This is a genomic window from Streptomyces phyllanthi, assembly GCF_009377205.1.
Taxonomy (GTDB): Bacteria; Actinomycetota; Actinomycetes; order Streptomycetales; family Streptomycetaceae; genus Streptomyces; species Streptomyces phyllanthi.
This window is the reverse complement of sequence record NZ_VJZE01000074.1, coordinates 1-20236: the sequence shown is the minus strand read 5'-3', so window position 1 is coordinate 20236 and position 20236 is coordinate 1. Positions and strand designations below refer to the sequence as shown.

At 69.9% G+C, this 20236-nt stretch carries 22 protein-coding genes and 2 pseudogenes; 11 read left to right on the top strand and 13 right to left on the bottom strand.

The window, feature by feature from the left end; translation table 11 throughout:
- Positions 1-70: 70 nt before the first annotated feature.
- Positions 71-901 carry an IclR family transcriptional regulator gene (locus tag FNH04_RS13790; RefSeq protein WP_228031351.1) on the top strand — a complete coding sequence of 277 codons (831 nt, stop codon included), beginning with the start codon at positions 71-73 and terminating at the stop codon, positions 899-901.
- 76 nt (positions 902-977) lie between these two features.
- Here FNH04_RS13790 and FNH04_RS13785 read toward each other — a convergent pair whose 3' ends face one another.
- The 4 genes from FNH04_RS13785 to FNH04_RS48630 all read right to left on the bottom strand — a co-directional run bounded on the left by FNH04_RS13785 (position 978) and on the right by FNH04_RS48630 (position 4565).
- Positions 978-1607, bottom strand: coding sequence for a helix-turn-helix domain-containing protein (locus FNH04_RS13785; RefSeq protein WP_322723018.1), 630 nt, complete (start codon positions 1605-1607; stop codon positions 978-980).
- 69 nt (positions 1608-1676) lie between these two features.
- Positions 1677-3074: a Tat pathway signal sequence domain protein gene (locus FNH04_RS13780; RefSeq protein ID WP_194236669.1), complete on the bottom strand. Its 1398-nt coding sequence runs from the start codon at positions 3072-3074 to the stop codon at positions 1677-1679.
- 292 nt (positions 3075-3366) lie between these two features.
- Positions 3367-4245: a carbonic anhydrase gene (locus tag FNH04_RS13775; RefSeq protein ID WP_152783911.1), complete on the bottom strand. Its 879-nt coding sequence runs from the start codon at positions 4243-4245 to the stop codon at positions 3367-3369.
- 191 nt (positions 4246-4436) lie between these two features.
- A complete protein-coding gene (locus FNH04_RS48630) occupies positions 4437-4565 on the bottom strand; it encodes a hypothetical protein (protein ID WP_265580034.1) in 129 nt (42 codons plus the stop codon).
- A gap of 117 nt (positions 4566-4682) precedes the next feature.
- Between FNH04_RS48630 and FNH04_RS13770 the strand changes: the two genes are divergently transcribed.
- Positions 4683-5363, top strand: a complete 681-nt coding sequence (locus tag FNH04_RS13770) for a class I SAM-dependent methyltransferase (protein WP_322723017.1) — start codon at positions 4683-4685, stop codon at positions 5361-5363.
- 171 nt (positions 5364-5534) lie between these two features.
- On the opposite strand, the gene FNH04_RS13765 is transcribed toward FNH04_RS13770, so the two are convergent.
- Genes FNH04_RS13765 through FNH04_RS13740 form a run of 6 tightly spaced genes read right to left on the bottom strand, consistent with a single transcriptional unit; the run spans position 5535 to position 10233 of the window.
- A complete protein-coding gene (locus FNH04_RS13765) occupies positions 5535-6578 on the bottom strand; it encodes an LLM class flavin-dependent oxidoreductase (protein ID WP_152783907.1) in 1044 nt (347 codons plus the stop codon).
- On the bottom strand, positions 6575-6829 hold the full coding sequence (locus FNH04_RS13760) for a tautomerase family protein (RefSeq protein ID WP_152783905.1): 255 nt from the start codon (positions 6827-6829) through the stop codon (positions 6575-6577). Before FNH04_RS13760 ends, FNH04_RS13765 begins: the two co-directional genes overlap by 4 nt.
- A gap of 1 nt (position 6830) precedes the next feature.
- Positions 6831-8318 (bottom strand): aldehyde dehydrogenase, encoded by a 1488-nt coding sequence (locus FNH04_RS13755; RefSeq protein WP_152783903.1) that lies wholly within the window; start codon positions 8316-8318, stop codon positions 6831-6833.
- Positions 8311-9042 (bottom strand): alpha/beta fold hydrolase, encoded by a 732-nt coding sequence (locus tag FNH04_RS13750; protein WP_152783900.1) that lies wholly within the window; start codon positions 9040-9042, stop codon positions 8311-8313. Before FNH04_RS13750 ends, FNH04_RS13755 begins: the two co-directional genes overlap by 8 nt.
- Before the next feature lie 16 nt (positions 9043-9058).
- On the bottom strand, positions 9059-9610 hold the full coding sequence (locus tag FNH04_RS13745; RefSeq protein WP_152783899.1) for an amino acid synthesis family protein: 552 nt from the start codon (positions 9608-9610) through the stop codon (positions 9059-9061).
- On the bottom strand, positions 9607-10233 hold the full coding sequence (locus tag FNH04_RS13740) for an amino acid synthesis family protein (RefSeq protein ID WP_152783897.1): 627 nt from the start codon (positions 10231-10233) through the stop codon (positions 9607-9609). The genes FNH04_RS13745 and FNH04_RS13740 overlap by 4 nt, the downstream gene beginning before the upstream one ends.
- Positions 10234-10479: 246 nt before the next feature.
- Here FNH04_RS13740 and FNH04_RS13735 point away from each other — a divergent pair, with 246 nt between their 5' ends.
- From FNH04_RS13735 to FNH04_RS13710, 6 genes are all read left to right on the top strand, one after another.
- Complete coding sequence (locus tag FNH04_RS13735) at positions 10480-12081, top strand: BCCT family transporter (RefSeq protein ID WP_152783895.1); 1602 nt, start codon at positions 10480-10482, stop codon at positions 12079-12081.
- A complete protein-coding gene (locus FNH04_RS13730) occupies positions 12068-12493 on the top strand; it encodes an ester cyclase (RefSeq protein ID WP_152783893.1) in 426 nt (141 codons plus the stop codon). Before FNH04_RS13735 ends, FNH04_RS13730 begins: the two co-directional genes overlap by 14 nt.
- A gap of 26 nt (positions 12494-12519) precedes the next feature.
- The gene (locus tag FNH04_RS13725; protein ID WP_152783891.1) at positions 12520-13023 is read left to right on the top strand and encodes a flavin reductase family protein; all 504 of its coding nucleotides are present in this window, start codon (positions 12520-12522) and stop codon (positions 13021-13023) included.
- 94 nt (positions 13024-13117) lie between these two features.
- Positions 13118-13792 carry a GntR family transcriptional regulator gene (locus FNH04_RS13720; protein ID WP_322723016.1) on the top strand — a complete coding sequence of 225 codons (675 nt, stop codon included), beginning with the start codon at positions 13118-13120 and terminating at the stop codon, positions 13790-13792.
- 460 nt (positions 13793-14252) lie between these two features.
- Positions 14253-14531: a hypothetical protein gene (locus tag FNH04_RS13715; protein WP_152783889.1), complete on the top strand. Its 279-nt coding sequence runs from the start codon at positions 14253-14255 to the stop codon at positions 14529-14531.
- Positions 14528-14920, top strand: a complete 393-nt coding sequence (locus tag FNH04_RS13710) for a type II toxin-antitoxin system VapC family toxin (RefSeq protein ID WP_322723015.1) — start codon at positions 14528-14530, stop codon at positions 14918-14920. Before FNH04_RS13715 ends, FNH04_RS13710 begins: the two co-directional genes overlap by 4 nt.
- A gap of 362 nt (positions 14921-15282) precedes the next feature.
- On the opposite strand, the pseudogene FNH04_RS13705 reads toward FNH04_RS13710, so the two are convergent.
- Positions 15283-15643 (bottom strand): annotated as a pseudogene (locus FNH04_RS13705) (transposase); the annotation flags it as partial.
- A gap of 377 nt (positions 15644-16020) precedes the next feature.
- On the opposite strand from FNH04_RS13705, the gene FNH04_RS13695 reads away from it, so the two are divergent.
- The 3 genes from FNH04_RS13695 (at position 16021) to FNH04_RS13685 (ending at position 19010) form a co-directional block, all read left to right on the top strand.
- Positions 16021-18066 (top strand): glycoside hydrolase, encoded by a 2046-nt coding sequence (locus tag FNH04_RS13695; protein ID WP_152783887.1) that lies wholly within the window; start codon positions 16021-16023, stop codon positions 18064-18066.
- A gap of 423 nt (positions 18067-18489) precedes the next feature.
- Positions 18490-18618, top strand: coding sequence for a hypothetical protein (locus FNH04_RS48620; RefSeq protein WP_265580033.1), 129 nt, complete (start codon positions 18490-18492; stop codon positions 18616-18618).
- The gene (locus FNH04_RS13685; RefSeq protein ID WP_152783885.1) at positions 18618-19010 is read left to right on the top strand and encodes a type II toxin-antitoxin system VapC family toxin; all 393 of its coding nucleotides are present in this window, start codon (positions 18618-18620) and stop codon (positions 19008-19010) included. Before FNH04_RS48620 ends, FNH04_RS13685 begins: the two co-directional genes overlap by 1 nt.
- Positions 19011-19247: 237 nt before the next feature.
- On the opposite strand, the gene FNH04_RS13680 is transcribed toward FNH04_RS13685, so the two are convergent.
- On the bottom strand, positions 19248-19643 hold the full coding sequence (locus tag FNH04_RS13680) for an SUKH-3 domain-containing protein (RefSeq protein ID WP_194236668.1): 396 nt from the start codon (positions 19641-19643) through the stop codon (positions 19248-19250).
- Positions 19644-19704: 61 nt separating this feature from the next.
- Positions 19705-20236: pseudogene (locus tag FNH04_RS46525) on the bottom strand (hypothetical protein); the annotation flags it as partial.

Below are 20236 nucleotides of genomic sequence, written 5' to 3'. Positions count from 1 at the left end.
CGCCGAAGCGGTCACCTACAGTGGACGCGCGTCCATCGAGATGGTCGCCAGTAGCGCCCAGGGAGACCTCATGCCCATGCCTTCCTCCGCCGCCCCGACCTCCGCGTCCTCGTCCCCGGAGCAGCAGACCGCGGTCGACAAAGCCCTCACCCTGCTGAAGCAGCTCGCCGAGCACGACCGCGAGATCGGCGTCAGCGAGCTGGCCCGCCGCACCGGGCTCACCAAGTCCACCGCGTTCCGCCTGCTGGGCATCCTCCAGCGCAACGACCTGGTCGAACGGGTCGGCAGCGACTACCGCCTGGGCACCCGGCTCTTCGACATCGGCACCCGGGTCTACGGCCCGACGTCCCTGCTGCTCCGCGAGCGGCTGCTCCCGCACCTCGCGGACCTGTACGAGCTGACCCACGAGACCGTGCATCTCGCCGTGCTGCACGACACGGACATCGTGTACGTCAACAAGATCCACGGCCACCGGGCGACCCGCTCCCCGTCCCGTATCGGCGCCCGGATGCCGGCCTACTGCACGGGGGTCGGCAAGGCCCTCCTCGCCTTCGACCACGACGCCGCGGAGGCGGCGATCGCGCTGGGCCTGACCGGCCGCACCGAGTACACCCTGACCGACCCCGGTGCCTTCCGCGCCGAGCTGCGGCGCATCCGGCAGGAGGGCATCGCCTACGACCGCCAGGAGGCCGCCCTCGGTCTCGCCTGCGTCGCCGTCCCGGTCATGGGTCCCGGCGGCCGGCCGGTGGCGGCCCTCTCCGTCGCCAGCGGCCACCGCTTCGACGCGGCCCGTTTCGCCCCCGCCCTGCGCCGTGTGGCCTACGAGGCGGGGCGCGCGGTCATCGCGGCCAAGGCCCAGTCGGCGGCACCGTCCGGCCTGGGCAGCACACCCGCGGCCTGACCGTATGCGGCGCTCAGCCTTACAGGGCGCTCGCCCCTGACCGTATGCGGCACTCGGCCGTACAGGACGCTCACGCTCACCCCTGCCCGCCACCATGGGTCCGCGCGACGTTCGTGCCACCCGTGCCGGGCTGCACGCGCGGCACACTCACCACGATGTGCACGAGGCTCTCGCCGTCCAGCGACTCGTACACGTGCGGCCGGTCGCCCGGGTAGCGCACGAAGTCACCCGCCGACAGCTCCACCGGGCCGTCGGCGGGGCCCACCCGCACCCGGCCGCTGATCACGTACAGATGCTCCAGCGTGCCCACCGGGTGGGGCTCCGACGCGGGTACGGCACCCGGCTGCCCCGGCCGTCCCTGCCGCTCCCCGCCGATGCGCACCAGGTAGTTCTCGATGACACCGGAGCCGTACACATGGTCCAGGGACCGCGACTCGTAGCCCCCGTGCTGCCGCCACACGACCTCGTCGCCGCGCTGCACGGTCATCACCTGTTCCCGCTCGGCCACCAGCCGGGTGACGGGCACACCGAGCGCCTCGGCGATCGAGAACAGCGTGTCCACGGTCGGATTCCCCGTACCCTGCTCCAACTTGGACAGCGTCTGCTTGGCCAGCCCCGCCTGCCGGGCCAGTTCGGCCAGGGACAGGCCCCGCTGCTCTCTGAGAAGGCGCACATTGCGCGCCACCACGGTGTTTCCTGCGGACACGGCTCCACTGTAAGCGGGGCCCGGAACCGGGTACCCAGGGGCTCCGGGCACCCGGTGGCGTACCGCCGTTCAGGCCCGCAGCGGATTGGAGCGCGCCGCCGCCATCAGGTACCAGGCGGTGGCCCCCGTGTGCCGGTACGGGTAGTAGCCGAACCCGAAGCCGGTGTCGAGCGGGCTGCTCGCCGAGACGATCCCGGAGCGTTCGGGAAGCGCCCTGCCACCGACGGTCTGACCGCCGCCCAGCAGGTCCTGGGCCCGTTCGAGGGAGTCCATCAACCGCCGCGCCCGCGCCTCGTCGCCCCGCCCGTGCCGGTCCCGCAGGGCGAGCGCGAGATGGGCGGTCCCCTCGAACCACACGCCGTTGCGGTCCGGCCTGGGCTGGAACTCGGCGATGGGCGCGTCCTCGTTCGCGACGAGACTGGCGGAGCTGAAGGTGACGCCCTCGTACGACTGCCCCGCGGGCACCGTGCTGTTCCGCCGGTCGGCGTGGTCCAGGACGGCCAGTTCGGTGGCGGCCCAGTCCAGCGACCGCGAGTACCGGCCGGAGCCGAGGGCGAGATGGGTCCAGGTCTGGGTGTCCTCGGGGATCGGTGACCGGTTGACCGTCACACCGTCGTTGGTACCGGTGTAGAAGAAGCCGCCGGACGGCTCCCACATCCTCCTGACGAAGGCCTCGGCCCGCGCTCGCCGCTCCAGCCACACCCGGTCCCCGGTGAGCCGGGCGAGCCGTCCGAACAGGCAGATCAGGTCGGTGTTGTGCTCGGTCGACGTGAACGGCAGCTTCTCGTCAGCCCCGTTGACCCCGAACTTGTAGCCGCCGAGGGGTTCGTCGGTACGGCCCGTCCGCTCGATCCACCGACCGATGCGCACCGCGCCGTCGAGGAACCGCCGCTTCCCGGTCCGCCCGGCGAGCGCGCTCAGGGCGATCCCCGCCCAGGCCATGTCACCCACCGCCGTACCCGTGAACCCGAACTGGGTGCCGACGTTGGCGGTACCGTCCGCCCGGACGAAGCCGTCCGGCTGCCGCGACCCGTCGTAGAAGGTGTACGGCCCGACGTTGTACGCCTGCCGGAGCCTGCCGTCGTCGTACCCGGGGTCATGGTCCTGGGCGTACAGGAGCGCGTCCCCGAGCGCCACGGCCCGGCGCCGGCCCTCCGGGGTACGCGCGGCGAGATGGGCCAGGACGGCGAGGGCGTTGTCGTACGTGAACGCGGTGCTGAACAGCCCGGCCTGGTCCGTGTAGCTCTGGGTCAGCCGGATGTCGCCGTGGTCCGGGTAGGCGTCCATGGCGGCGGCGAGGAAGGCGTACCCGCGGCGCCGGGCGGAACTCCCGGCGGAGGCCGAGGTCTCGGCGGCGTGGGCCGCACCGGAGCCGACCGCGCCGCCGATCGCCACGGCACCGGCGGCGCCGAGCCCGGCACCGATGAGCGTACGACGGCTGAGCGCCGGACCTTGCCTGCCGGTCATGGGACTCCCTTTGGACGTGCGGGGCATGGGGGCACGAGGACGGGCCAAGCGCTTGAGAGCGCTCTCAAACGTGCGCGCTCATTGTGCTGGCACGCATGGGCCGGGTCAACGCTCCTGACACGCACGGTGCTTGACGAGCCGTGAGCGGACCGGGCCGCGCGGGAGGCGCGAGGAACGACCCGGGGCCCGCACACGGGCGGTGTGCGGGCCCCGCGCAGATGCGCCGACGGTTCACCGCCCCGGGACGGTGAGCCTTTTCAGCTCACGGATCCAGGCCGGAGCGCCTGTCCGCTCACTGGTCCACTTCGGTGACCTGGCGGTCGTTCAGCGGCTGGGTGGGCCGGTTGCTCTTCGGGAACAGCTCCTTGTACGCGGCCACCTCGCCCGGCGCGACCTCGACCTCGTCCTTGAGCACGGTCCACTTGACGCCCTCGGTGCAGGGCGGGGTCGTCAGCGAGCCCTCGTACCGGTACTGGTCGCGGTCGTCGGGCAGGAACGCGGTGAGGTCGAGGGCCCTGCCGATCTTCTGCGTCGCGCCCTCCTTGGCCGGCAGCTTCTTGAAGAGCTCCGTGAACGCGGAGGTGTCGCCGTCACTCTCGTCCATCAGCACGCCCACGACGGCGAGCCCGCCGTCCTTGTCCGCGTGCACGAAGTGCACCTCCATCGCGGCGTGCTCACCCTCCTCCGTGTGCTCGCTCGGGAGGTGGAAGTGGAACTGCTTGAGGTCGTAGGTGGTGCCGTCCAGGACGATGCCGCTACCGCCGGAGACGTTGGCCTGGATGGTGTGCCCGTTGTTCACGAGCTCCGCGGTCACGGGCTTGTAGTCGATGGTGACGGCCTTGTCGACCGCGGCCCCGGCCGCCTTGTCGTCGTCGAGATCGATCGGGGACTGCTCGCGTCCGGCCTCGCACGCCTCGAAGTCCTCCGCGAGGGTCGCCCAGTTCGCCGGCCCGTCGGCGCCCTCGTAGCTCCAGTGGGCGTCCTCACCCTTCTTGTCGTCCTCCTGGTCCGCCCGGTCCTTCCCTGCCTCGGGCTGCGGCTGGGCGTCCGCGGCCGGCGTGCCCTGCGCGACCGCGGCGTCCCCCTCTCCGCCGGCGCAGGACGTCACGGTGAACACGGTGAGCGCGGTGACTCCGGCTATCGCGGCCATGCGTATGACACGGGAGGACATGCTTGTTCCACCTCACGGAGGTCGGCTGATCAGGGGGCTCGGTCACCGTCGGGGTGACGGACTCCACTGTTCGAAATCGCCGTCCAGCGCGGAGACAGGACAGGGACAGGGCAGAGCAAGTCACAGGAAAGGCACGTACAAAAATCAGGTCGGGCCGACAGGCCCACCTCGGTTCGCCGGGCGCACCCGGCTCACTCGGTGCGCGGCGCGGTGGCCGTGTCCTCCCTGGCGGCCCGGCCCGCCGGGAGCAGGGCACCCGCTACCGGGATGCCCTGCCCGGACAGCGGCCGCATCGAGGCGGACACGAGCGCGCCCGGCACAGAGACGGTCCTCACCAGGCGGCTGCCCACTGGTTCGCAGGAACCTGTTCGGACGCCGTTTTGCCGGACCGGCAACGGGAGTGGCGTGCCCGGGACATGTTGGGCGACGGTGGGTCCGTGACCGACAACATCACAGCAGGAGCGCCCGCGTCCGGCACCCCCTCGCCTGCCGACGGCTACGTCGGAGACCCCGCGGTGCGGGCGGAGTGGGACAACCGGTACGCCGACCGACAACAACTGTGGAGCGGCCGGCCCAACGGTGCGCTCGTGGCCGAGGTCGCCGGGCTCGCACCCGGGCGGGTGCTCGACGTCGGCTGCGGCGAGGGCGCGGACGCCGTCTGGCTCGCGCGCGGCGGCTGGGACGTGACCGCGCTCGAGGTCTCGGGCGTGGCGCTGGAGCGGGCAGCCGGGCACGCACGGGACGCGGGCCTCACCATTCGCTGGGTACACGCCACCCTGACGGAGGCGGCACTCCCGCCGGCCTCCTTCGACCTGGTCTCCGCCCAGTACCCGGCCCTGCTGCGCACCCCCGACGCCGCAGCCGAGCGAGCGCTGCTCGCGGCCGTCGCGCCTGGCGGCGTGCTGCTGCTCGTACACCACGCGGGGATGGACACCCAGCAGGCGCACGACAGCGGCTTCGACCCGGCTGACTACGTGTGGCCCTCGATGGTCGCCGCTCTGCTCGGCGACGACTGGGAGGTGGAGGTGGACGAGCAGCGGCCACGCGTGGCACCCGACGGCGGCGCAGGCGCGCACCACACCGACGACCTGGTGCTGCGCGCGCGCCGGCTGCGCTGAAGCCCCTCCACTCTCAGCGAGCCCCCAGCTTGGCAGACTCGACGACCGAGCCACTGACGATTCTTTCGGGTCATTCGAGGTCGGAGGCCGACGACAGAGGCAGGGAGACCGCAGGTCAAGGGGAGTGACCTGCGACCTCCCTGTTTTCAGGAGATGGCCTGCGCGGGCGGACTACTGGAACGCGGGAACGACTTCCTTGATGAAGAGCTCCAGGGACTTGCGCTTCTCCTCGTGGGGGAGGCTGTTGTCGATCCAGAAGCTGTACTCGTCGACGCCGAGCTCCTCGTAGGCGCGCAGGCGCTCGATGACCTCGGCGGGGGTGCCGATCATCGCGGTGCGGTGCAGGGACTCGGGCTGGAACTCCGGGCGGTCCGCGAACTTCGACTCGGGGCTGGGCTCCAGGAAGCCGTTCGTCGGCGTGGTCTTGTTGCCGAACCAGGCGTCGAAGGTGCGGTAGAAGCGGTTGATCGCCTCCGCGGCCGGGCGCCAGCCCTCGGGGTCGTCGGTGGAGTGGACGTGGGTGTGGCGCAGCACCATCAGGTCGGGGCGCGGCACCTCCGGGTGGTTCGCCACGGCCGTGTCGAACTTCTCCTTGAGGGCGACGACCTCCTCGTCGCCCTTCATCAGCGGCGTCACCATGACGTTGCAGCCCTGGGCCACCGCGAAGTCGTGCGAGGCGGGGTCGCGGGCGGCGATCCACATGGGCGGGTTCGGCTGCTGCACCGGCTTGGGCACGCTCGTCGAGGTCGGGAAGCGCCAGATCTCGCCGTCGTGGGCGTAGTCGCCCTGCCACAGCGCCCGTACCGCCGGCACCAGCTCGCGCAGGTGCTTTCCGCCGTCGGCGGCCGGCAGTCCGTCCGCGAGGCGGTCGAACTCGAACTGATAGGCACCGCGGGCGAGTCCGACCTCCATGCGGCCGTTGCTGATGACGTCGAGCAGCGCGCACTCACCGGCGACCCGGAGCGGGTTCCAGAACGGGGCGATCACGGTTCCGGCGCCCAGGCGGATCGTCGAGGTCTTCGCGGCCAGATGGGCCAGCAGCGGCATCGGGCTGGGGGAGATCGTGTACTCCATCCCGTGGTGCTCGCCGATCCACACCGTGCTGAACCCGCCCGCCTCGGCCATCAGGGTCAGCTCGGAGAGGTTCTCGAAGAGCTGCCGGTGGCTTACCTCCTCGTCCCAGCGCTCCATGTGCACGAACAACGAAAACCTCATGGCTGCTCCTTCTTGGCTGACGCGGCGTCCTTCCCCGAGCTCTCCACTTCGTTCGAGCGGGGGAGGCCCCGTTCGGCGAGGGTGACGTCACCGGTTGCCCAGTGCGTGCGGGGGACCTCGTGGACGACGACGCGGATGTACTCGGGCCGGGTGTTCACGGTGCGCAGGACCGCGGCGTGCACCTCGTGCACCAGGTCCCGGATCTGTTCCGGTGTGCGGCCCTCGGCGAGGGTGACGGTGACCTGTGGCATGTCAGCTCCGCATCGTGAACGGGTCGGCCACGGGCTCCTCGCTCGTGTTGATCCAGACGCTCTTGAGCCGCGTGTACTCCTTGATCGTTTCGGTGCCGTGCTCGACGCCCACACCGCTGGTCTTGAAGCCCTGGCGCGGGGACATCGGGGACATGGCCCGGTAGGTGTTGACCCACACGGTGCCGGCCTCCAGCCGCGACGCCATCCGGTGCGCCCGGGAGAGGCTGGTCGTCCACACACCGGCCGCGAGACCGTACTCGGTGTCGTTCGCCAGGCGGACGACCTCCTCCTCGGTGTCGAACGGCATGATCGCGACGACGGGACCGAAGATCTCCTCGCGGACGACGCGCATGTCGTTGTCGACGTCGACGAGGACGGTGGGCTCGTAGAAGTAGCCGCCGAGGCCGCCGTCGGTGGCCCGGCCGCCGGTGAGGACGCGGGCGCCCTCACCACGGCCGAGGTCGACGTACCCGGCCACCTTGTCGCGCTGGTCCTCGAAGGCCAGCGGGCCGAGCTCGGTCTTCTCGTCCAGCGGGTCGCCGATGCGGATGGTGCGGGCGCGTTCGGTGACCCGCTCCAGCAGCTCGTCGTAGACGGACCGGTGCGCGAACACCCGGCTGCCGGCGATGCAGGTCTGTCCGGCGGCGGCGAAGATGCCGGCGACGACACCCATCGCGGCGTTCGGGACGTTGGCGTCCTCGAAGACGATGTTGGGCGACTTGCCGCCCAGTTCGAGGGTGGAGCCGATGAAACGGCTCGCGGTCGCGGCGGCGATGCGCGCGCCCGTGGCGGTGCTGCCGGTGAACGAGATCTTCGCCAGGTCGCGGTGGTCGACCAGGGCCTGCCCGGCCTCGGCGCCGAACCCGGTGACGACGTTGACCGCGCCCGGCGGGAAGCCCGCCTCGATCGCCAGCTCGGCGAGCCGCAGCACGGTGGCCGAGGTGTACTCCGAGGGCTTGATCACGACGGTGTTGCCGACGCAGAGCGCGGGCGCCAGCTTGCTGGTGGTCAGCGTCAGCGGGGAGTTCCAGGGTGTGATCGCGCCGACGACACCGAGCGGCTCGCGGGACGTGTAGTTCAGCACCTGGCGGTCGGAGGTGGGGATGAAGTCGCCGTGGATCTTGTCGGCGAGGCCCGCGTAGTAGTGGTAGTACTCCGGCAGGGTCTTCAGCTGGCCGCGCATCTCGCGCAGCAGCTTGCCGTTGTCCCGGGACTCCATCCGGGCCAGGTCCTCGGCGTTCTCGGCGATCAGGTCACCGAGGCGGCGCAGCAGATGGCCGCGGCGCGTCTGACTGAGGTCGCGCCAGCGCGGGTCCTCGAAGGCCGCGCGCGCGGAGGCCACGGCCCGCTGGATGTCGGCGGCGTTGCCGCGCGCGGCCCGGTAGAGGACCTCGCGGGTGGCCGGGTTGGTGCTCTCGAAGTACTCGCCCGACGAGGGTTCGGCCCACTCCCCGCCGATGAAGTGCCGCCACGTGGTGGGTTCAGTCATGTGCGCACGCTCCGATGAAGGTGGTGATGGCGTCGGCGAACGCCTCGGGGCGCTCGACGGGCAGCATGTGACGTGCCCCGGGGACGACCACGGCACGGCAGTCGGGCAGCGCCGCGGCCAGCCGGTGGGTCATCTCGGGCGTGGACCCGGGGTCGTTCTCGCCGGTCACCGCGAGTGCGCGTACGGCGATGGCGGCCAGGTCGGGTGCGAGTTCGGCGTCCGCCGTGGCGAACACGCGGTAGCAGGCGAGGAAGGACTCCACGTCGTTCGCGAGCAGGGTGGCCTCGGTCCGGGCCACCCGGTCGGCGTCGACGTCGGTGCCGGCGTACCACCGCTCCAGGGAGGCGGCGGCGCCGGCGGAGAAGTCGGCCTCCGCGGTGCGCAGCCGGCCGAGCACGGACGTCCGCTCCTCCACCGTACGCGCGCACACCGAGCCGGCCGAGGTCAGCGTGGCCACGAGCTTCGGGTGGTGCAGTGCCACGTACTGGGCGACCAGCGCGCCCAGCGAGAACCCGACCAGGTGCGAGCCCTCGGGGATCTCACCGATCACGCCGGCGGCCAGGTCGGCGAGTGTCACCCCGTCGCGCACCGGCGGGCGGGTGCCGTGGCCCGGCAGGTCGGGGGTGAGCACGGTGAAGCGGTCGGCCAGGAGCGCGGCGGTGGGCTCCCACATGGTGTGGTCGAGCCCGACGCCGTGCAGCAGCACCACGGTCGGCTTGCTCATGACTTCGTACGGATCCCTACTGTTCGGTGGAGAGCGGCGCCAGACGCTGCTGGGGGCGCCCCTGGGCGGCCGCGGCGAGAGCGATGACGATCTCGTTCGGGTGGGGGGCGTCGCTGATCCTGACCTCGAAGCTCTGGTGGTGCGAGCGGATCGTGGCGTCGGTGATGTGCTTCAGCGGGATGTCGAAGACCACACCGGCCGGGCCGCGCTTCTCGACCGCGGGCAGCAGTGTGGTGGCATTGGCGGCCTTGCGGAAGTGGTCGCCGAACTTCAGCGTGTGGATCAGGGCCGAGCCGTGCTCGACCTCGCCGTCCAGACCGACGATGGCGGCCTTGCCGTACGCCTCGGCCGGGGCCTCCAGCGCGTCGAGGACCGCCGGGGCCAGCAGCGCGCCGAGGTCGGAGGCGTGCTCCTCGATACCGGGGTTGAGGTCCTCCACGAAGCCCTGGCCGGCCCACGGGTTCTCGATCACGGCGGCGACCACGGCGATACGGGCGGGGCGCTCGACCGCGCGACCGCCTTCGGTGCGGATCTCCTCGACGACGGTCACGATCCTGCGGACGTTCATGAAGGGACTACCTCCAGGTTCTGGGTGGTGACGACGGGGTCGGTCATGCGGTCCCCGATCCGGGGGTGCGGACGCGGGCCCGTCGACGCGGCCGCGATGACGACGATCTCGTCGGCGCGCGGGCCGTCGGGGACGCGGGCACTGATGGTCTGGTAGTGGCTGCGCGTCGCCGCGTGCGTTTTGTGCCAGAGCGGGACGATCAGCGTCTCGCCGGCCTCGGCCCGGGTGTCGGCGAAGCAGATGATCGACTCACCCCGGAGGAACTCCCTCACCAGGTTGCCGAAGTACGGGGTGTGGATGAGGGCTCCGGCGTGCTCGATCTCGCCCGCCGTACCGACGACGGCGGCCTTGCCGAACGCCTCGATCTCTTCCACTCCGCCCAGGGCGGCGATGAGCCGGTCGGCCAGTAGCTTGGCGAGTACCGGGGCGACGCGTTCCTGCTCGGCGAGGAGATCCTCCGCCGGCCCGGTCCCCAGCCAGGGGTTCCGGACGACCGCCGCGACGCTGGCGCGCCGGGCGGGCCGGGCCGGCGCGTCGCCCGCCTCGGTGAACACGACATCGCGGTAGAGCACGAGCTTCCGGAGACCGATGCTCTCGTCAGGGCGTTCCATACGCTCTTGCATGGCACAGGACCATAGGCATGGCCCGAAGCGACGGTCAAGGGGTTGAGCGGAAGGGCCGCTCCACACCCTCACGCACTCCCTGCTTCACCAGCAATAACGCCGTGAAGTGCGGTTATCGGCGGCGTTCGATATCGGTTGCGATTCGTCGCGACGGAACCCTTGACGCTCCATCTGTGCCATGCCTTACTGCTCCTTGCATGCCAGGGCGGGGGTACATATAGGCCCTGCGGACTCTCAAGGAGTTTCATGTCCAGCAACCTTCGAAGCGGTACGGGAACGACGCCCGAGACGCCGTCGGGCAGCGACGAGGCCGACCTCGCGAAGAGCACGAACGAGGGACACGGCGGCGGCAGGCTCGGTTCCGTGTTCTGGACCTCGCTCGGCATCTCCGCAGTGTTCGTGGCCTGGGCCGTTCTCTTCACCGACAACCTCAACAAGGTCACCAACACCTCGCTGAACTGGGTCACGGCCACCTTCGGCTGGAGCTACCTGCTGGTGACGTTCGCCATCCTGGTGTTCCTGGTCTTCCTGGCCTTCAGCCCGGCCGGCGACATGCGGCTCGGCAAGGACGGCGACCGCCCCGAGTTCTCCACGCCGACCTGGTTCGCCATGATCCTCAGCGCGGTCATGGGTATCGGCCTGGTCTCGTACGGTGTAGCCGAACCCATCTCCCACCTGGCGACGCCGCCGCACGGCCTCGCCGAACCGAACACGCCGGCCGCTGCCGTGCGCGCCCTCCAGTACTCGTACTTCGACTGGGGACTGCAGGCCTGGGCGATCTTCGCCGTCTTCGGTCTGGCCATCGCGTACTCGACCCACCGCAAGGGCCGGCGCACCCTGGTCAGCCAGCTGTTCGTGCCGCTGCTCGGTGACCGGGTGAACGGTCCGATCGGCAAGGCCATCGACGTGCTCGCCGTGTTCGCGACGCTCTTCGGCACCACGACCTCCCTGGGCCTCGGAGCGCTCCAGGTCAACAACGGTCTCTTCCGACTGTTCGGCGTCCCGGTGAACTCGGTGAGCCAGGTCCTCATCATCGCCGCGGTCACCTCGGTCTTCACGCTCTCCGCGGTGACCGGCGTCAGCAAGGGCATCAAGTTCCTGAGCCAGGGCAGCACGCTGCTGGCGATCGGCCTCTTCGTCTTCATGCTGATCGTCGGCCCGGCCGTGTTCATCGCGAACCTGTACATCGAGTCCCTGGGCATGTGGGCCACCGACTTCTTCCGGATGAGCCTCCAGGGAACCGCCTTCGGCGGGCTCGAGTGGATGCAGTGGTGGACGTACTTCATGATGGCGTGGTGGGTCTCCTGGGGCGCCTTCGTCGGTGTCTTCCTGGCCCGTATCTCGCGCGGTCGCACCATCCGCGGCTTCATCATGGGTGTCCTGGTCGTCCCCAGCGTGGTGTTCTTCACCTGGTTCACCGTCTTCGGCGGCACCGCGATCCACGTCGACATGTTCGAGAAGGGCGACATCGCCAAGCAGACCGCGGCCGACATCAACAGCGCGTTCTTCGCGACCCTCGACCACTTCCCGCTGGCCGGTGTCACCTCGGTGATCGCGACCATCCTGGTCGTGATCTTCTTCGTCTCCGGCGCGGACGCCAACACCTACGTGCTGTCCATGATGACCTCGGACGGCTCGCTCACCCCGCGTCGCACGGTGCTCATCCTCTGGGGCGTCCTCACCGGTGTCACGGCGGTGGTCCTCATGCTCGCCGGCGGACTGAACGCACTGCAGAACACCGTCATCGTCACGTCCCTGCCGTTCCTTGTGATCATCGCCGGACTGGCGGTGTCCTTCTGGAAGGAGCTGGGCACGGACCGAAAGGAGAAGAAAGATGTCACGGTCTGACGCCCGTCGCGGACTCATCGAGAAGGTGTGGGCCGCGGCCTGGGGGCAGGGTGACGTCGACGCCCTCGACGAGCTGCTGAGCCCGGACTACCTCCGCCACAGCGGAGACCCGCAGCCGCAGGACCTGGCCGGCTTCAAGGCCACGATCGTCTCGACCCGGGCGGCCTTCCCCGACCTGGTCACGGCCGTCGACGACATCGTGGTCGAGGGTGACAAGGCCGCGATCCGCTGGCACAGCGACGGAAAACACGTCAACTCGTTCCTCGGCGTCCCGCCCACCGGCCGGTCCGTCCACGTCAGCGGTGCCACCTTCGCCCGCTTCGAGGGCGACCGGATCGTCGAGGAGCATGTGACGTGGGACCCCCGGGCGCTGCTCGCGGCGCTCGGCGTCATCCGCGTGGGCCAGGACTGACGATCTACATGACTAGGAGTACCCCCATGACGGCGCTCACCGCGAAGCCCGACATCGACGTGATGAAGCAGATCAACCGGCAGTTCGTCACCGGTGTCACGGTCGTGACCGCGATGGACGGGGAGACCCCCAGAGGACTGGCCGTCAACGCGTTCTCCAGCATCTCGCTCGATCCCGCCACCGTGATGGTGTGCGTCCAGCGCACCTCCTCCACCCACGACTGTCTGTTCCGGGCGGACCACCTCGCGATCAACATCCTGTCCACGGAGCAGCTCGACGTGGTCGGTACGTTCGCGAGCAAGGCCGAGGACAAGTTCAGCGCCGTGGAGTGGGAGAGCGGCCCGTTCGGCAGTCCGCTGCTGGCGAAGAGCAGCGCGCAGATGGAGGTCGAGATCCGCGAGCGGCTCCAGGCGAGCACGCACACGGTGTTCATCTGCCGTGTGGTGCACGCCGTGGCCGCCGAGCATCCTCCGATGGTCTACAGCGCGGGTAAGTTCTTCGACGGCGGCGCGCTCGCGCCGCTGGGATGACCGGGGGCGGCCCGGGAGACGGAGGAAGTCGGTGAATCGCGCACAGAGCGAGCCGAAGTGGGGGTCCCCCCGGCCGGAGGCCGGGAGAGGGTCGGTGCAGGCCAGGGTGATCGCGGAGATGCGTCGGCGGATCATCAAGGGTGACATCGAGCCGGAGACTCCGCTCTCGGAGCTCGCCCTCGCGGAGGAGTTCGGCGTCAGCCGTACGCCTGTGCGTGAAGCGCTCAAGCAGTTGCAGACCGAGGGGCTGGTGGAGATCCGGCCGCGTGTCGGGACGTTCGTCACCACCCCCTCGCGACGTGAGATCACCGAACTCTTCGAGATGAAGGAACTCCTGGAAGGTGCGGCCGCCCGGCTCCTCGCGCAGCGCGGCCGCGTCCCGGAGATCGATCTGCTGGAACGGAACCTGCGCGAGGCGGACGCGGCGGTCGAGCGGGACGACCGGGGCCGGTACGCGGAGCTGGTGCAGGAGTTCCACGACCTGCTCATAGCCGGTGCCGACAACAGCAAGCTGGGGGCCCACTACCGGATTCTGATGAACCAGCTGGCCTACTCCCGGCTGATCAACACCTCGCTCAGCCAGCCGGGCCGGGCGCTCCAGTCGGACCGTGAGCACCACCGGGTGCTGGAGCTGATCCTGGAGAAGGACGGCGACAGCGCCGAGCGCGTGATGCGCGAGCATGTCAGGGCCAGCCGGAGCGCGCTCCTGGCGGGTTTGCCGGTGAACCGGGACAGCCAGGCCCGGCCGGTTCGAAGCCAGGACGGATGAGCCCAGGACCGGTTCGAACCGGGTAGATCGCACGCCGGTTCGCCCGCCCCCGCCCCCACCAGGGCCCGGGTGTCTCGCGGCTCACCTCGTGGTGGTGCCGTCGGGCGGGGCAGGGGCCCGCGCACGGCACGGACGAGGCGCAGCCCCGATTCATGACCGTGGCACGGTGTTCGCGTAGTGAGAGACACCCCGCTTGGATCCGTTGTCCGACGGCAGGGCGGCACGCTGCCCAGGCTGCCATCGGGCGCCGAGGGCCGGTACGGGCCGTGGCCGGAGACAGGCGGATCAGGCGGACAGGAGGTCCCCGACCCCGGTTTCGCCGGATGGCCCCGCATCCCGCCCGCCTTTGCCGGATGCAAGATCTGCACCCCGCGAGGCAATCCGTCACCTGCCTCCGGGCGAACCACAACGCCGCCCAATCACCCCACCTCAATAACAAGAGTTTTGTTAAAGTGGCTCCATGGCCACCACCCCCGAGCCCGCTCCCGGCGAAGGCCCCATCCGCCCGGTCTCCGTTTCCCTCCACGAAGGCACCATCGCCGCCCTCAAGGCACGCACTGGCAAGCGCGGCATGTCCGCCTACGTCGAAGCCCTCATCCAGCGCCAACTCGAACGCGACCGGCTGCGCGAACTCATCGAAGACGCGGAGACCGAGCACGGGCCGGTGGATCAGGCAGCGGTCGAGGCCAAGCGGGCGATCCTGCGCGGTGACGCAGCGGGCTCGGCGGACGCCGCGTGAGCGGCACTCTCGTCCTGGACTGCGAGGGCCTGTCCAAACTCGTACGACGCACCCCCGAGCTCACCGAATGGCTGACTGCCGCCGAGGCCGAGGACATCCGCGTCGTCACCAGCTCCGTCACCCTCGTCGAAGCCCGCGACCCCAAGACCAACCAGGCCCGCTTCGACTACGCCGCCTCCCGCGTCAACATCATCCCGCCCACCGAAGCCATCGCCCGCCACGCCAGCAGACTCCTGGCCGCAGCAGGACTCCACGGCCACAAGTACGCCCTCGACGCCATCGTGGCTGCCACGGCACTCGCCTCACCCGCCCCCGTGACCGTCCTGACGTCAGACCCCGAAGACCTCCGCATGCTGTGCGGCCCCGGCATCCGTGTGATCAAAATCTGAACCGCACCGCACCTTCGTGCCCACGAGACCTGTCCCGAGCAGGGAGGGCACCGGCAGATCGCCCAGAGGAACCAGGCCGGTGAGCCGCCCGGAGTCGTCGCGGGCGACGGTGAGGGTGTCGTCCGTACGCTCTCCAGGCGGTTTTCCTCGTGCCCTTGAGCACCAATGACTTCGCGCTCCTCGACCGACGCCAGAGGCTCAGCCTCGGCTTTTCATGACGGCTCGTCAGTCCAACTGGCGGGCTGTTTCGGCTTGTTGGCTGTTTGCGGGTAGCGCGGGTGCCCGGCTGTCGCGTCGGGTGGGCGCCTGGTTCCACGGCTCCGGTCGGAGTGGTGCTGCTCGCAGGGAGGGGACGCGGCTGTTCAACCGGGGTTGGGGAGGGCTTCCAGCCGTGTCAGGGCGTCGGTGATCACATCCGTCCACGGCCGGTTGGGGCATCCAGGCCAGCAGCTCCAAGGCGATCCGGACGATCTCCAGCCAGGACTGGTTCTGCGCGGCGTCGTGCAGCGGCAGGTTGCGCAGGCCGGTGGCCCGCGCGGCACGGATCCGGTCTTCGGCCCTGGCCCGCTGGCGGTGACGCAGTTCCAGCTGAGCGACCGCGATGTCCTTGGTGCTGGTCGCGAAGCAGGTCGGGCGCATGCCGTCGGCGTCGGTGAAGCGCAACTGGGCGCCGGGGTGCGGGCGTTGCTTGCGCACGATCAGCCCGCACCCCTGGCACCAGCTCCTGCACCGGGACGGAGAACTGCGTTGAAGCGGCCGACAACGACCGAAGCACGTGATGGTTCGCGACACGAAGGCCAGCAACCGGGAATCCTGGCCGTCCAGCGAACCGCCTGGACGGCATTCGTGGCGTACGCCAAGGCATGACTTGTCGTCGACGACCACGGCTGTTCCACCAGCTTCCGCTGACCCACGAGGGCGGGGATGCCTCCCCCGGCGACGATCGCTCAGCCTCCTCACGGGTGCGATCAGCGACATCTCCGGCATGACACGAAACTTTCGATGCAATCAGGTGAAGTCCGATCCGTTGACGCACAAGAGATCCCACATGTAAACAGCTCGCACTATCGATGTTTACGTAAACATCAGGAGACCCACCCATGATGCGAAGACTCCTCCTGGCTGCCGCGAGCGCTGTGGTCGTAGCCTCCGGCACCCTGGCCGGGGTGCCGGGCCTGGGCGCCGGCACCGCAGAGGCCGCCACCAGCAGCGTCACCATCACCCCCGACCCCTCCTACCAGGGACAGGCGTTCGAGGGCTGGGGTACCAGCCTGGTCTGGTTCGCCAACGCCACCGGCGACTACCCCGACGAGATACGCGAGAAGCTCGCCCGACTCCTCTTCGACGACGACGGCCTCGCCCTGAACATCGCCCGCTACAACGTCGGCGGCGGCAACGCCCCCGATGTCAAGGACTACCTCCGCCCCGGCGGCGCCGTAGAGGGCTGGTGGAAGGCCCCCGAGGGCACCACCCGCGAGGACGTCGACTGGTGGAGCGCCGACGATCCCGCCGACTGGAACCCCGACGCCGACGCCACCCAGCGCTGGTGGGTGGACCGCATCAAGGGCGACATCGACCACTGGGAGGCGTTCAGCAACTCCCCGCCCTGGTTCATGACCGTCTCCGGCTACGTCTCCGGTGGCTTCAACTCCAAGGCCGACCAACTCAAGACCGACTCCGTGGACGAATTCGCCGACTACCTCGTCGGCACGGTCGAGCGCCTGGAGGACGCGCACGGCATCAAGGTCGACACGATCGACCCGCTCAACGAGCCGAACACGGGCTACTGGGGCACCACGCTGGATGCCAACGGAGAGCCCATCGGCGGCCGCCAGGAGGGCGCCCACATGGGACCCGGCCTCCAGCAGAAGGTGATCAGCGCGCTGGCCGAGGAGTTGGACGGCGCGGACACCGACGCCGTCATCTCCGCGATGGACGAGACCAACCCGTCGCTGTTCACCAGCAACTGGCTCGCTTACTCGCAGGACGTGCGCCAACGCGTCGACCAGCTCAACGTACACACCTACGGCACGTCGGGCCGCACCTCGGCCCGCGACGTGGCCAAGGCGGCCGGCAAGCCGCTGTGGATGAGCGAGGTGGAGGGCAACTGGGGCAGGATCGGCCAGAACTTCGAGTCGATGGCTCCCGGACTGGGCATGGCCCAGCACATGATCGACGACCTGCGCCAACTGGAGCCCACCGCCTGGGTCTTCTGGCAGCCCGTCGAGGACTACGACAACATGGCGCCCGGCGGCGAGTCGGCGACGGGCGGCAACTGGGGCAGCATCCAGATGCCGTTCGACTGCACCGCCGAGGACACCCTGGAGACCTGCCCGATCTACGTCAACAGGAAGTTCGACACGGCGCGGAACTTCACCCACTACATCAAGCCGGGTGACCGCCTGACCAGGACCGACAACGCCAACAGCGTCGCCGCCATCACCGCCGACGGGTCCGGCGCCACCGTCGTCCACGTCAACAGCACCGGCGAGGAGCGCACCGTCACCCTCGACCTGTCGAAGTTCGCGCACGTCACCAAGGAGGCCACGGTCACCCCGGTGGTCACGGCCCCCTCCGGCGCCCTCGTCGAGCAGGCCACCGTCCCGGTGACCGACAAGCGCGCCACGCTCACCGTGCCCGCCCAGTCCGTGACCAGCTTCCGCATCGACGGCGTCAACGGCGTCGCGGCGGACGCCGCCCTGATCCAGCCCGGCCACGGCTACCGGCTCACCGGCGCGCAGAGCAACCGCTCGCTGACGCCGAACGCCGACGGCACCGGCGTCGTCATCCGCACCACGGACCAGGCCGACGCCGCCCAGGAATGGCGGGTGACCCAGGTGTCCCCGGGCGAGGACAACCGCCGACGTTACATCCTCACCAACAAGTCGACCGACCGCTACCTGGCCATACGCGACGGCAAGCTCGTCCTCGAACCCGCCCAGGACGACGTCCGCCCGGACTCCACCGGCCAGTGGATCATGTCCACCACCGGCGACGGCACCTGGACCTTCGTCAACGCGGCCACCGGTCAACTGATCGACGTCGCCGGCCAGGCGACGTACGACGGCGCCTCTGTCGCCGTATGGACCCCCAACTCCGGGTCCAACCAGCGCTGGACGGTCATGGACCTGGGCGTCGGGGCGTAGGAGCGCCGCCCAGCCAGTCATCCAGCCGACGTTTCCAGCGCAGCGCGGCTCTGAGCTGCAGCTCCGGCCGGAACGGAAGGCGCAGGCGATGGCCGGCTGCGACCGTCCCGACCCCCTTGCCGACGCCCACGCCCTCGACGTGGCGCTTGCAGGGGCTCGGCGGTCTCTCCCTCTGCAATGACGGTACAAGGGCCGGAGGAACCGGCCCTTGTACCGTCTGCCGCGATGGCGGGAGCCTCGGACAACCCTCCCCGGCCGACCGGGCGCGGGCCCGGCCACGCTGTCCTTCATCGCAGAACCGGTGGTACCGGCGCCCGGGGGCCTCACGGGTCCGCCAACTGCGCCGCGTGGAGTTGGCGCACCCATGTGGGCCCCGGCGGCTTCTCGGCCTACGTGGCCGAGGCGCTGAAGCAGCGTGTGGCCATGGACAAGCTTCGTGAGATCGTCGCCGACTTCGAGACCGACAACGACCCGCTGTCCCGGCAAGAGATCGAAGCGGCCCGCGCCGCGCTGCGCCACGATCAGCGTGACTCGGGCGGTGGCGCAGCCTGATGCCCGGCACGCTCCTCCTGGACAGCGAGGGCCTGTCCAAGCTCTGCCTCAAGGACCGCACCGTCCTGGCCCTCGTCCAGGCAGCCTCGGAAGAAGGCATCCGGGTGGCCACGACCACCATGACCACCCTCGAGGCGGACTACGAACGCATCCACCCCGCCCGCATCCGCTGGGCACTCTCCCGGATCGACGTCCATGACGTCACCAAGGGCGTCACCGACCAAGCGGCAGCACTGTTGCGCGACCATCACCTCAGTGGCCGCAAGTACGCCATCGACGCCGTCCTCGCCGCCATCGCACGCTCCGCGCCAGGACCAGTCACCGTCCTCACCTCCGACACCGAGGACATCAGCATGCTCTGCGGACCGGCCATCGAGGTCATCAAGCTCTGACATTCCGGCACGGCCCAGGACGGCCGTTCGGCGGGAGGCCGGGAACGGAATTCTGCCTCCGCAACACTGGACCGCTCCCCTTGCAACCAGAGAGAGCAGTTGTGGACCGTGCGGGTCTCGGTCCGCTGCCGGACCGCGGTGATCCGCACCAGGGTTCCAGAACCCGGCCCCCGCCCTGTCGGGCGGGGCCGAAGGCCTTCTCATATCACTGTCAGCGGTCGTGTGTCATGGCCGCCGTCAGTCCAGCCGCTCAGGACGGACTCTGTCGACCAGATGCACCAATGCTTCCTCCGGGCTCCCGCCATAGAGGGCGAGAAACGCATCGTAGGCGCCGTACGTCCGGCCCCCCTCGGCGACGAGGAGCACGAGAGGACCGGAAGCCGCGGTGCCCACGGGCGTCAGCTTCTCTCCCGTTCGCCGCTCGTATCCCCTCAGCTTTTCGCCGTTGACGATGCGACTGGCGCGCTCGGCGTTCAGTTCGCAGCTGTGCGTCCCTGGATCGAGCGGATGGCGGGGGTAATCGAAGCCAGTTCCGTTGAATTCCTCGACGAAACGCAGCGCCGTCGGCGCACAGTGGATTCCCAGCTCATCCCAGACATCCCTGATGTGCCGGACGTCCGCTTCGGAGGCCATCCACCGGGCGTCCTCCGCCAGGATGTCCGACAGCCTTTCCGGCAGTCCTGCCTCGCGAGGGCTATCCGGCCGATCCGACACGCGCGCCGCCCCCTCCCAGAATTCTTCTGCACCAGCCGCACGACGGGAACAGCGCTCCGTCCGCCCGGGTGATGGTGAGATAGTCGATCTCGTCGAGGCTTGCTCCGACATCATTCATCAGATCGTTGCACGCGTGGAACTCCGCCCAGGTGCCCGGATCCCACTCCTCCAGATGGTTCCCCTGAGCTTGCACGTCCTGTGCTTCCTTCAGGCGGGGAGCGAGATCGGGGTGGACGTTTCCGGGTACGGCACCGCTTTCGCCGTAGCGGCGCTCTCCCGTGTACCCGTCGCGCGCCCCGTCACCGGCGGTGTTGTTGGTACCGCTCTTCTTGGCCTCCGCCCTCGTCCACTCGGGGAGGTCGTCGTCGGCGCTGCCCGCGGGGCTCTTCTTCCCGCCGCCGTCACCGCCCTTGCCACCCTTGCCGCCGCCCTCGGTCTTCGCTCCGCCGGAGTCGCCCTTCTTCGTCCGGGGCGCTTCCTTGGCCTTGGCCGGAGGGGCGGGCTTGGGGGTG